The sequence below is a fragment of the Ancalomicrobiaceae bacterium S20 genome (assembly GCA_040269895.1).
GTDB lineage: Bacteria > Pseudomonadota > Alphaproteobacteria > Rhizobiales > Ancalomicrobiaceae > Methyloraptor > Methyloraptor flagellatus.
On the sequence record CP158568.1, the window covers coordinates 4,039,221 to 4,051,962 of the forward strand.

Here is a 12,742-nt window from a genome sequence, read left to right on the forward strand (position 1 = left end):
ACGCCCGACATCGACACCCGATCCCCGGCGCCGACAGGGCGCCGGTCTCCACCCGCATGGGCCGATCGCTCACGCGAACCACTCCCGCTTTGCTCAAAGGAGGCCGACATGGCCGAATTCGCGACTGTCTCGACCTGTCTGTGGTTCGAATCGCGCGGCGAGGAAGCCGCTCGGTTCTACGTCTCGCTGCTGCCGAACTCGCGCATCGAGGCGATCCTGCGCGATCCGCGCGACGACCGGGCGCTGGTCGTCTACTTCGTCCTCGGCGGCACGCCCTATCAGATCCTGAACGGCGGCCCCAACTTCACGCTCGACGAGGCCGCCTCGATCTCGGTCATGACCGACAATCAGGTCGAGACCGACCGGCTGTGGGCCGCTCTGACCGCCGACGGCGGCAAGGAAGTCCAGTGCGGCTGGCTCAAGGACAAGTTCGGCGTGTCTTGGCAGATCGTGCCCAAGGTCGTGCCGCGGCTCTTCCTGTCCGAGGATCGCGCCGCCGCCGGCCGGGCGTTCCAGGCCATGATGACCATGGTGAAAATCGACGCAGCGGCCGTCGAGGCGGCCTACGAATCGCCCTGAACCGCGGGGGCGATCCGAGCGATTGCGAAGCCTCACGGGATGTCCCGAAACACCGGCGGTTCCATGCGCGAACCGCCGGACGTCTGTCGTCTTGGACGCATGGCGTCGGTGTTGTTACCGATGCCGCACCGTGCCATGCTGCACTGCAAATCCTTGCTCGCGTGAAAGGACAGGCTGCGTGACCGACACCGTCCCGACGATCTCGTCCTCCCCCCTCGATGCGTCCGCCGCCGACCCGGTCCGACCGATGCCGCCGCATCCGGCGCTGCCAGAGACGGTCGACGGCGACATCATGCGCGCGGCGATCCTCGCCAAGCTCACCTACGCGGTCGGCAAGAACCCGGAAGTCGCCAGCCAACGCGACTGGTTCATCGCCACGACGCTCGCGGTGCGCGACCGGATCGTCGAGCGCTGGATGACCTCGACCCGCGCCACCTACGAGGCCGGGCGCAAACGGGTCTACTATCTCTCTCTCGAATTCCTGATCGGCCGGCTGCTCGGCGACGCGCTGATGGAGACGGGTCTGACCGAGCCCGTTCGCGCCGCGCTCGCCGGCCTCGGCGTCGACCTCGAGAAGCTGCGCCAGATCGAGCCGGACGCCGCGCTCGGCAACGGCGGCCTCGGCCGCCTCGCCGCCTGCTTCATGGAGAGCATGGCGACGCTGCAGATCGCGGCCTACGGCTACGGCATCCGCTACGACCACGGCCTGTTCCGGCAGGTGATCAAGGACGGCTGGCAGCACGAATATCCCGAGAACTGGCTCGCCTTCGGCAATCCCTGGGAGTTCGAGCGGCCGGAGGTCGACTATTCGGTCGGCTTCGGCGGCCAGGTCGAGACGATCGAGGCCGAAGACGACGAGGTGAAGCACATCTGGAAGCCGGAGGAGACCGTCGACGCGGTCGCCTTCGACACGCCGGTGACCGGCTGGCGCGCGCGCCACGTCAACACGCTCAGGCTCTGGTCGGCGCGGGCGCCGGATGCGATCCGGCTCGACGCCTTCAACCAGGGCGACCACGTCGGCGCGCTCGCCGCGCGCGTCCGGCTCGAGGCGATCTCCAAGGTGCTCTATCCGAGCGACGCCACGCCGGCCGGTCTCGAACTGAGGCTGCGCCAGGAGTATTTCTTCGTCTCGGCCTCGCTGCAGGACATCATCCGCCGCCACAAGCAGCAGCACGGCGACCTGCGGGCGCTGCCCGAGAAGGTCGCGATCCAGCTCAACGACACCCATCCGGCGATCGCCATCGCCGAACTGATGCGGGTGCTGGTCGATCTCGAAGGCTTCGGCTGGGACGAGGCCTGGGAGATCACCACCGCGGTGTTCTCCTACACCAACCACACCCTGCTGCCCGAGGCGCTGGAGAGCTGGCCGGTGCCGCTGATGGAGCGGCTGCTGCCGCGCCACATGCAGATCATCTACCTGATCAACGCGCTGCACCTCGACCTCGTCCGCTCGCGCGGCGAGCACGACGGCCGGATCCTGTCCGACCTGTCGCTGATCGACGAGAGCCACGGCCGGCGCGTGCGCATGGGCAATCTCGCCTTCGTCGGCTCGCACAAGATCAACGGCGTCTCGGCGCTGCATTCCGATCTGGTCAAGCGCACGCTGTTCCACGAGCTCGACCGGTTCTACCCGAACCGGATCGTCAACAAGACCAACGGCATCACCTTCCGCCGCTGGCTCTACGAGGCCAACCCGGGTCTGACCGCCCTGCTCGTCGACACCTGCGGCGACAAGGTGATGGACGATCCCTTCGCGCTCGCCGATTTCGAGACGGCGAAGGACGATGCCGGCGTGCGCGACCGGTTCGCCGCGATCCGGCGCGCCAAGAAGGTCGAGCTGGCGAAGATCATCCGCGAGCGGCTGGAATGCAAAGTCGATCCGGACGCGCTGTTCGACGTGCAGATCAAGCGCATCCACGAGTACAAGCGCCAGCTCCTGAACATCCTCGAAATCATCGCGCTCTACGATGCGATCCGCGCCAACCCGACCGGCAACTGGGTGCCGCGGGTGAAAATCTTCGCGGGCAAGGCGGCGGCGAGCTATCAGCAGGCCAAGCTGATCATCAAGCTCGCCAACGACGTCGCGCGGCTGGTCAACCGCGATCCGGCCGTGCGCGGCCTGCTCAAGGTCGCGTTCCTGCCGAACTACAACGTCAGCCTCGCCGAGGCGATCATCCCGGCCGCGGATCTCTCCGAACAGATCTCCACCGCCGGCATGGAGGCCTCGGGCACCGGCAACATGAAGCTGGCGCTCAACGGCGCGCTGACGATCGGCACGCTCGACGGGGCCAATGTCGAGATCAAGGACCACGTCGGCGACGACAACATCTTCATCTTCGGCCTGACCACCGAGGAGGTCGATGCCCGCCGTCGCAAGGGCCTCGACATGGCCGACGAGATCGGCCGCTCGCCGATGCTCGAGGAGGTGCTCGACGCGCTGGAATCCGGCGTGTTCTCGCCGGGCGATCCCGCCCGCTATGCCGGTCTGGCCGACGCGGTGCGCCACCACGATTATTTCATGGTCGCCGCCGATTTCGATGCCTACTATGCGAAACAGAGGGCCGTCGATGCGCGTTGGCGTGATCGGGCGGCGTGGTGGCGATCGTCGATCGTCAACACGGCCCGCATGGGATTCTTCTCGTCGGACCGGGCCATCGCGGAATATGCGTCCGACATCTGGGACGTGCCGGTTCCGCCAGTGAAGTAGAGGCGTGCGCATGCGGGTTGCGGGGTCGGCCTGGACGGCCGGAGTGGACGACATCGCGGCCCTGACCGCGGCGCGCCACGACGACCCGTTCCGGGTGCTCGGCCTGCATGAGGCACCAAAGGGGGCACAGCCGGGCGCGGCACGATTCGTGATCCGCGCCTTCGTGCCCGGCGCGGAAACCGTGACCGCGTTCGATCCGGACGGAACGCCGATCGCAGATCTCGCCCGGGTCGACGATGCGGGTCTCTTCGAAGGTGCCGTCGCCGGCCGTTCCGAACGGTTCCGCTACCGGCTCGCCTGCGCCAATGCCGGCGGCAGCTGGGTCTTCGACGACCCTTACGCCTTCGGGCCCGTGCTCGGGCCGATGGACGACTATCTGCTCGTCGAAGGCACGCACCGGCAGCTCTACGAAAGGCTCGGCGCGCATCCGATGACCCACGAGGGCGTCGCGGGCGTGCATTTCGCGGTCTGGGCGCCGAATGCCCGCCGCGTCTCCGTGGTCGGCGACTTCAACGCTTGGGACGGCCGGCGCCACCAGATGCGCAAACGCGTCGACAGCGGCCTCTGGGAGATTTTTGCTCCGGGTCTCGGCGAAGGGGCGGTCTACAAGTACGAGATCGTCGGTTTCAACGGCACGCTGCTGCCGCTCAAGGCCGATCCGTTCGGCTTCGCGAGCGAGTTGCGCCCCTCGACCGCCTCGGTGGTCGCGCGCACCGACGGCTTCGACTGGCACGACGGTGCGCATCTGGCGGCGCGCGGCGCGGGCGACCCGCGCAAGCGCCCCATGGCGATCTACGAGGTGCATCTCGGCTCGTGGCGGCGGGCCGAGGACGGCCGGCATCTGACCTGGGACGAGCTCGCCGATCAGCTCGTGCCCTACGCGGCCGACATGGGCTTCACCCATCTCGAATTCCTGCCGATCTCCGAATACCCGTTCGACGCCTCCTGGGGCTACCAGCCGATCGGCCTCTATGCCCCGACGGCCCGTTTCGGCCCGCCGGAGGGTTTTGCGCGGCTGGTCGACCGCGCGCACCAGGCCGGACTGTCGATCCTGCTCGACTGGGTGCCGGCGCATTTTCCGGTCGACGTGCACGGGCTCGCCCGCTTCGACGGCACCGCACTCTACGAGCACGAGGATCCACGCAGAGGCTTTCATCCCGACTGGAAGACCGCGATCTACAATTTCGGCCGCCGCGAGGTGGTCAACATCCTCGCCGCCAACGCGCTCTACTGGCTCGATCGCTTCCACGTCGACGGCCTGCGCGTCGATGCGGTCGCCTCGATGCTCTACCTCGATTATTCGCGGAAAGAGGGCGAGTGGATCCCGAACCCGGACGGCTCGAACCAGAACCGCGAGGCGGTCGGCTTCCTGCAGACTGTCAACGCACTCGTCTACGGCGAACATCCGGGCGCGGTGACCATCGCCGAGGAATCGACCGCCTGGCCGGGCGTGTCGCTGCCGGTCGACACCGGCGGGCTCGGTTTCGGCTTCAAGTGGAACATGGGCTGGATGCACGACACGCTCGACTACGTGTCGACCGAGCCCGTGCATCGCAAATGGCATCACGACAAGCTGACCTTCGGTCTGCTCTACGCCTTCTCGGAAAATTTCGTGCTGCCGCTGTCCCATGACGAGGTCGTCTACGGCAAGCGCTCGATCGTCGAGAAGATCCCCGGCGACGACTGGCAGAAATTCGCGACCGCGCGCGCCTACTACGCTTTCATGTGGGCGCATCCGGGCAAGAAACTGCTGTTCATGGGCCAGGAGTTCGGCCAGCGGCGCGAATGGAATTTCGAGGCCGGGCTCGACTGGCATCTCATCGACCAGCCGTTCCACGACGGCTTGCGGCGGCTCGTGCGCGATCTGAACCACGGCTATCGCGCCGAGGGTGGGCTGCACCAGCGCGATTGCGAGGCAAGCGGCTTCGCCTGGATCGTGGTCGACGACCGCGACCAGTCGGTGTTCGCCTTCCTGCGCATCGGCGACGACGCCCGGCCGGTCGTCGCGGTGTCGAACTTCACGCCGGTGCCGCGCGAGGGCTACCGGATCGGCCTGCCGCACGCCGGACGCTGGGCCGAGATCCTCAACACCGATGCGGCGGGCTACGGCGGCTCCGGCATGGGCAATCTCGGCGCGGTGATCGCGACGGAGACGCCCAGCCACGGCCAACCGGCCTCCGCCGCGCTGACCCTGCCGCCGCTCGCAACACTATGGCTCGCCTTCGCGCCGGAGGGCGCGGACTGACGAGCGAGCCCGATCCCGCCGCCTGATGTCGAACCAAGAGCGGGCGCAAGTCCCGCCGATCCGGAGGAGACGACCGATGACCGACCTGCCGATCCCGGACCCGAGACCCGCGGTCAAGGCGCCGCTCGCCCGTCACGCGATGGCCTATGTGCTGGCCGGCGGCCGCGGCTCGCGACTGGTCGAGCTGACCGACCGCCGCGCCAAGCCGGCGGTCTATTTCGGCGGCAAGTCGCGCATCATCGATTTCGCGCTGTCGAACGCGCTCAATTCCGGCATCCGCCGCATCGGCGTCGCCACCCAGTACAAGGCGCACTCGCTGATCCGCCATCTGCAGCGCGGCTGGAACTTCTTCCGTCCCGAGCGCAACGAGAGCTTCGACATCCTGCCCGCCTCGCAGCGCGTGTCCGAGGACCATTGGTACGAGGGCACTGCCGACGCGGTGTTCCAGAACATCGACATCATCCGGGACTACGAGCCGCGCTACATGGTCGTGCTCGCCGGCGACCACGTCTACAAGATGGACTACGAGCTGATGCTCCAGCAGCACGTCGATTCCGGCGCCGACGTCACGATCGGCTGCCTGGAGGTGACGCGCGCGGAGGCGACCGGCTTCGGCGTCATGCATGTCGACGAGAACGATCGCGTCATCTCCTTCGTCGAGAAGCCGAAGGATCCGCCCGCGATGCCGGGCAAGCCGGACATGGCGCTCGCCTCGATGGGCATCTACGTGTTCGAGACGCAGTTCCTGTTCGACCAGCTGCGCCGCGATGCCGCCGACCCGCAGTCGAGCCGCGACTTCGGCAAGGACATCATTCCCTACATCGTCAAGCACGGCAAAGCCGTCGCGCACCACTTCTCGCGCTCCTGCGTGCGCTCGTCCTCCGAGGCGCGGCCCTACTGGCGCGACGTCGGCACCGTCGACGCCTATGCCGAGGCCAATCTCGACCTGACCGATCTGATCCCCGACCTCGACCTCTACGACCAGAACTGGCCGATCTGGACCTATGGCGAGATCACGCCGCCGGCGAAGTTCGTCCACGACGTCGAGGGCCGCCGCGGCCAGGCGATCTCGTCGCTGGTCTCCGGCGGCTGCATCGTCTCGGGCGCGTCGCTGAAACGGTCGCTCCTGTTCACCGGCGTGCGCGTGAACTCCTATTCGGCGGTCGAGAACGCGGTGATCCTGCCTTACGTCGACATCGGCCGGTCGGTGCGGCTCACCAATGTGGTGGTCGACCGCGGCGTGAAGATCCCGGCCGGGCTCGTCGTCGGCGAGGATCCGGAAGAGGACGCCAAGCGGTTCCGCCGGACCGAGCACGGCGTCTGCCTGATCACCCAGACCATGATCGACCGCCTGAAAGATTGAGGAGCCGATGACCCTGCCCGCCGCGAGCCTCGCCGTCCTGTCGGTCGCATCGGAAATCTATCCGCTGATCAAGACGGGCGGCCTCGCCGATGTCGCGGGCGCCCTGCCCGCGGCGCTCGCCGCCGAGGGGATCGCGGTCCGCACGCTGGTGCCGGGGTATCCGGCCGTGCTCGACGGAGCCGAGAGCGAAGGCGAGGTCGTGCACCGGTTCGACAGCCTGTTCGGCGGGCCGGCGCGGCTCGTTGCGGCGCGCGCGGCCGGGCTCGATCTGGTCGTGCTCGATGCGCCGCATCTGTTCGCGCGCGCGGGCAATCCCTACACGGGGCCGGACGGCCGCGACTGGCAGGACAATCCGTTCCGCTTCGCAGCCCTCGCCCGTGCCGCGGCCGAGATCGGCCTCGGCGCGACCGCACTGCCGCCGCCGGCGGTCGTGCATGCGCACGACTGGCAGGCCGGGCTGACGCCGGCCTATCTCGCCTATGCCGGCGTGCCGCGGCCGAAGACGGTCATGACCGTGCACAATCTCGCCTTTCAGGGCCAGTTCGACGCGAGCCTGCTCGGGCCCCTCGGCCTACCGCCGCAGGCCTTCGCGGTCGACGGCGTCGAATATTACGGCGCGATCGGCTTCCTGAAGGCCGGGCTGCAACTGGCCGACGCAATCACCACCGTGTCGCCGACCTATGCCCAGGAAATCCGTGGGCCGGAGGCCGGCATGGGCCTCGACGGGCTCCTGCGCGTGCGCTCGGGCGTGCTGCACGGCATCGTCAACGGCATCGATACCGAGGTCTGGGACCCGGCGACCGATCCGCATCTGCCCAAGGCCTTCTCGGCCAAGAGCCCGAAGGGCCGGGCCGCGGCCAAGGCCGCGCTGCAGGACCGGTTCGGGCTCGCGCGCGATCCGGATGCGCTCGTCTATGGCGTGGTCAGCCGGCTGTCGTGGCAGAAGGGCCTCGACCTCCTGCTCGAGGCGCTGCCGACGCTGCTTTCGACCGGCGCGCAGCTCGCCGTGCTCGGCACCGGCGAGCCGGCGCTCGAACACGGCTTCCGCTCGGCAGCGGCCGCGCATCCCGGCCGGATCGGCTGCCATATCGGCTACGACGAGGCGACCGCGCATCTGATCCAGGGCGGGGCGGAGGCGCTGATCGTGCCGTCGCGCTTCGAACCCTGCGGCCTGACCCAGCTCTGCGCGCTGCGTTACGGCGCGCTGCCGGTCGTCTCCAGCGTCGGCGGGCTCGCCGATACGGTGATCGACGCCAACGAGATGGCGGTCGCGGCCGGCGTCGGCACCGGGGTGCGGTTCCAGCCGACCACGGTCTTCGCACTCGAAGGCGCGCTCGCCCGCACCGCCGCGCTCTTCGCCGACAAGCCGGTCTGGCAGCGGCTGCGCAAGAACGCCATGGCGACCGACGTGTCCTGGACGCATCCGGCCCGCCGCTATGCCGCGCTCTACCGTGACCTCGCCGGCGCGGCGGCCTGAGCCACGGCCGCGCTGCTTGACAATCCGCCGTTCCGGGAGCCGCCGACCGTGACCGACCCAGCCTTTCGCCCCGCCGACGGCCCCGGCCGGCCCGAACCGCTCGGCGTCACGGTCGTCGCGGACGGCGTCAATGTCGCGGTCTATTCCGCCCATGCCGAGGCGATCGAATTCTGCCTGTTCGCTGCCGGACCGGACGGTGCCGACGTCGAAACGCGGGTCCGCCTCCCCGAGCACTCGGGCGACGTGTTCCACGGCTTCATCGGCGGCGTTGCGCCGGGCGCGCGCTACGGGCTCCGGGCTCATGGTCCGTTCGAGCCGCAACGCGGGCATCGGTTCAACCCGGCCAAACTGCTGGTCGACCCGTATGCGACCCGCCTGGATCGGCCGTTTGCGCTGCATACCCGGCAGTTCGGCCACCACGTCGGCGATCCGGATGCCGATCTCGGCGCCGACGCGGTCGACAGCGCGGCCGTCGTGCCGAAGGCGATCGTCGAGGCGCCGGCCGAGCTCGCGCCGGTCGCGCGTCCCGATATTCCCTGGGATCGCACGATCGTCTACGAGGCGAGCGTCAAGGGCCTGTCGGCGCTGAACCCGGCCGTGCCGGAGGCGATCCGCGGCACGTTCGCGGGGCTCGGGACGCCGGCCTCGATCCAATACCTGACCGACCTCGGCATCACCACGCTGGAAATCCTGCCGGCGATGACCTGGGTCGACGAGCGGCATCTGCCGGCGCTCGGTCTGTCCAACGCCTGGGGCTACAATCCGGTCGCGTTCCTGGCGCCCGACCCGCGGCTGGCACCGGGCGGCTGGGCCGAGGTGCGGGCGGCGGTCGACGCGCTGCACGGCGCGGGCATCGAAGTGATCCTCGATGTCGTGCTCAATCATTCGGGGGAGTCCGACGAGCTCGGACCGACGCTGTCGCTGCGCGGGCTCGACAACGCGAGCTATTACCGGCTACGTCCCGACGCGCCGCGCTACAACATCAACGACACCGGCTGCGGCAATACGCTGGCGCTCGACCGGCCGGCCATGCTGCGGCTCGGGCTCGACGCCCTGCGCCAATGGGCGATCCACGGCGGGCTCGACGGCTTCCGCTTCGACCTCGCCGCCACGCTCGGCCGGACCGAGACCGGCTTCGATCCACACGCGGGCTTCCTTTCGGCGATCGCGCAGGATCCGGTGCTGCGCGGGCTGAAACTGATCGCGGAGCCGTGGGACATCGGACCGGGCGGCTACCAGCCGGGCCGGTTCCCGGCCGCTTGGGGCGAGTGGAACGACCGCTATCGCGACGACGTGCGCCGGTTCTGGCGCGGCGACGGTCACATGGTCGGCGCGCTGGCCACGCGGCTCGCCGGATCGGAGGATCTGTTCGGATCGAAACGACGGCCGTCGCGGAGCATCAATTTCGTCACGGCGCACGACGGCTTCACGCTCGCCGATCTGGTCTCGCACGCGCACAAGCGCAACCGGGCGAACGGCGAGGACAATCGCGACGGTACCGACGCGAACCTGTCGTGGAACAACGGCGTCGAAGGCCCGAGCGACGATCCGGCGGTTCGTGATGCCCGGCTTCGCGACCAGAAGGCGCTGATCGTGACGCTCGCCGTGTCGCGCGGCACGCCGATGCTGGCGATGGGCGCCGAGGCCGGCCGGAGCCAGGACGGCAACAACAATTCCTATGCGCAGGACAATGCCCTGAACTGGCTCGATCACGCCGCGATCGACACCGGGCTCCTCGCCTTCACGCGCCGGGCGCTGGCGCTCAGGGCCGCGCACCCGGCGCTCTACGCCGACCGGTTCCTGACCGGGGCAGCGGGCGCGGACGGCATCGCCGATGTCGAATGGTGTCGCGCCGACGGCGAGCCGATGGACGGCGGCGCCTGGAACGATCCGGGCACCGGAACCCTCACCATGGTCCTCGCCGCGCCGGACGAGCAGGACGAGATCGATCGCGTCGCGGTGGTCGTGCATCGCGATCGGCAGGCGGTCCGCGTGGCGCCGCCTTGGAACCGCATGGGCTTTCGCTGGCAGGTGGCGCTCGACAGCGCGGCCGAGACGACGGGCGAGCCGACCGCGGCCGAGGGCCCGTTCGATGTCGCGGCCCGGTCAGTCGTCGTGCTCGAGGAGATCCGCGTCGATGCGCGGGCCCGGCAGGCGCCGCCGGGCGCCGATCTCACCGACCGCCTCGCGCAGGCGGCCGGCATCGCGCCCGACTGGTGGGACGAGATGGGCGGCCATCATCGCGTGCCGGAGGACAGCAAGCGCGCCCTGCTCGGCGCCATGGGTCTCGACACCTCGACGCGGGGGGCGGCGGCCGACGCACTCGAACGGCTCGCAGCCGATGGCGTGCTGCGGCCGGTGCCGCGCACGACCGTCGCCTGGGACGACCGGCCGGCGCGGCTCGTCGTGCCGGAGGCGACCGCGCGCGGCGGAGCGGTCGATCTGGTGCTCACGCTCGAAGACGGTTCGATACGCGCGGTCCGTACCGGCGCCGATCCCGGTTCGGCGGGGGCGTTCCAGGCGCCGGACGGGCGGCGCGGGCGGTCGCTGGCGCTCGACCTCGGCGCCCTGCCGCTCGGGGTGCATCAGGTGCGGCTCGCCGATCGGCCCGAGACCTGCGGCGCGGTCGTGGTCGCGCCACGCCGGGCGTTTCGGCCCCAAGATCTGGAAACCCGCCGGTTCGGCATCGGCGCGCATCTCTATGCGCTCGCGAGACCGGGCGATCAGGGCATCGGCGATTTCACCACCCTTGCCCGGCTCGGAACCTCGGCCGCACGCGCCGGCGCGGTCACGGTCGGGCTCAATCCGCTGCATGCGCTGTTCGCCGGCGAACGCGAGCGGGCGAGCCCTTATCATCCGTCCGACCGGCGCTGCCTCGATCCGATCTACATCGATCTCGCCGCGCTCGGCGATGCCGATCCGGCCGGCGCAGCCCGGCGGGTGCTGGCGGAGCGACAGGCGACAGCGGACGCCCTCTCGGCGGCTCGGTCGATCGACTATCCGGCCGTCTGGGCCTTGAAACAGGCCGCGCTGCGCGCCGCCTTCGACGGGTTCGAGGCCTTGCGCGCGACCCGACCGGATGCGGCGCCGCTCCGTGCCTTCGCGGATTTTGTCACGGCCGGCGGCCCGCCGCTGGCGCGCTTCGCCCGCTTCGAAGCGCTCGCGGCGCGCCATGCCGGCCCGTGGCCCACATGGCCGGCTGAGACCGTTCGGGCGGATGATCCGGGCCCGGTTGAGGACGCGCGCTTCGCGCTCTATCTGCAATGGGTCGCCGACCGGCAGCTCGCGGCCGCGGCCGAGGCGTCCCGCGCGGCCGGCCTGTCGCTCGGCTTCTACCGCGATCTCGCGGTCGGAGCGGCACCGGACGGGGCCGAGACGTGGCCCGGCGACGCCGATGCGTCGGGTGCGAACGGCTTCGCGCTCGGCGCCTCGATCGGCGCGCCGCCGGATCTTTTTTCCGCCGAGGGTCAGGTCTGGAACCTGCCACCGCCGATCCCGCTCGTGCAGGAGGCGATCGCGGGGGCGGATTTCGCCGCGCTGCTCGCCGCCAACATGCGCCATGCCGGGATCCTGCGCATCGACCACGTCATGGGGCTCAGGCGGCTGTTCTGGGTGCCGGCCGGTGCCGCCGGCCGCGACGGCGCCTATGTCACGGCGCCGTTCGAACTGCTGCTGGCGCGGCTGACGCTCGAGAGTGTCCGCGCACGGGTCGCGGTCGTCGGCGAGGATCTCGGCACGGTGCCCGACGGCTTTCGAGAGCGGCTCGCGCTCGCGGATATTCTCTCCTATCGCGTGCTCTGGTTCGAGCGCGACGGCACCGGCTTCCGACCGCCGGCGCGCTGGCCCGACCGCGCGGCCGCCTGTGTCTCGACCCACGATCTGCCGACGCTCGAAGGCTGGTGGCAGGGCGCGGACATCGCCGAACGCCAGGCACTCGGCTTCCTCGATGCCGCCGGCGTCGCCGAGGCGGAGGCCGCGCGTCGGGCGGAGAAGACCCTGCTGGTGCAGACGATCGGCGCGACGGCCGCAAGGCCGGAGGTCGATGGGCCGGGCATCGACAGCCTCAACGCCGACAGGCCGGATGCCGGCAACGCCGATCCGGTGCAGCCGCTGACCGACGCCGAGGCCGCGGCCGTGCATGCCCATGTCTCGGCGGCGCCGTCATGTCTGATGCTGGCGCAGGCCGACGATCTCGCCGGCGAGGTCGCGGCGGTCAATCTGCCCGGCACGGATCGGGAGCGGCCGAACTGGCGGCGGCGCTTGCGGGTCGGCGTCGACGATCTCTGCGAAACGCCACGGGCGCGCGCGATCCTCGCGGCCCTCACGGACCGCGGCGCCCACCCCTCCGAACCCGGCTGAAGCGCGGTCCGG

6 protein-coding genes are annotated in these 12,742 nt (G+C 70.0%); all 6 read left to right on the forward strand.

The window, feature by feature from the left end:
* Positions 1-108 precede the first annotated feature (108 nt).
* The 6 genes from ABS361_18290 (at position 109) to glgX (ending at position 12,730) form a co-directional block, all read left to right on the forward strand.
* Positions 109-579, forward strand: coding sequence for a VOC family protein (locus ABS361_18290; protein XBY43984.1), 471 nt, complete (start codon positions 109-111; stop codon positions 577-579).
* Between the two features lie 292 nt (positions 580-871).
* Positions 872-3,286, forward strand: a complete 2,415-nt coding sequence (locus tag ABS361_18295; GenBank protein ID XBY46940.1) for a glycogen/starch/alpha-glucan phosphorylase — start codon at positions 872-874, stop codon at positions 3,284-3,286.
* 10 nt (positions 3,287-3,296) lie between these two features.
* Positions 3,297-5,531, forward strand: coding sequence for a 1,4-alpha-glucan branching protein GlgB (glgB, locus tag ABS361_18300; protein ID XBY43985.1), 2,235 nt, complete (start codon positions 3,297-3,299; stop codon positions 5,529-5,531).
* Between the two features lie 76 nt (positions 5,532-5,607).
* Entirely contained in the window at positions 5,608-6,894 is a 1,287-nt protein-coding gene (gene glgC, locus ABS361_18305; protein ID XBY43986.1) for a glucose-1-phosphate adenylyltransferase, read from the forward strand.
* A 7-nt stretch (positions 6,895-6,901) separates the two neighbouring features.
* On the forward strand, positions 6,902-8,371 hold the full coding sequence (gene glgA, locus ABS361_18310) for a glycogen synthase GlgA (protein ID XBY43987.1): 1,470 nt from the start codon (positions 6,902-6,904) through the stop codon (positions 8,369-8,371).
* Positions 8,372-8,419: 48 nt separating this feature from the next.
* Positions 8,420-12,730 (forward strand): glycogen debranching protein GlgX, encoded by a 4,311-nt coding sequence (glgX, locus tag ABS361_18315; protein ID XBY43988.1) that lies wholly within the window; start codon positions 8,420-8,422, stop codon positions 12,728-12,730.
* Positions 12,731-12,742: the final 12 nt, after the last annotated feature.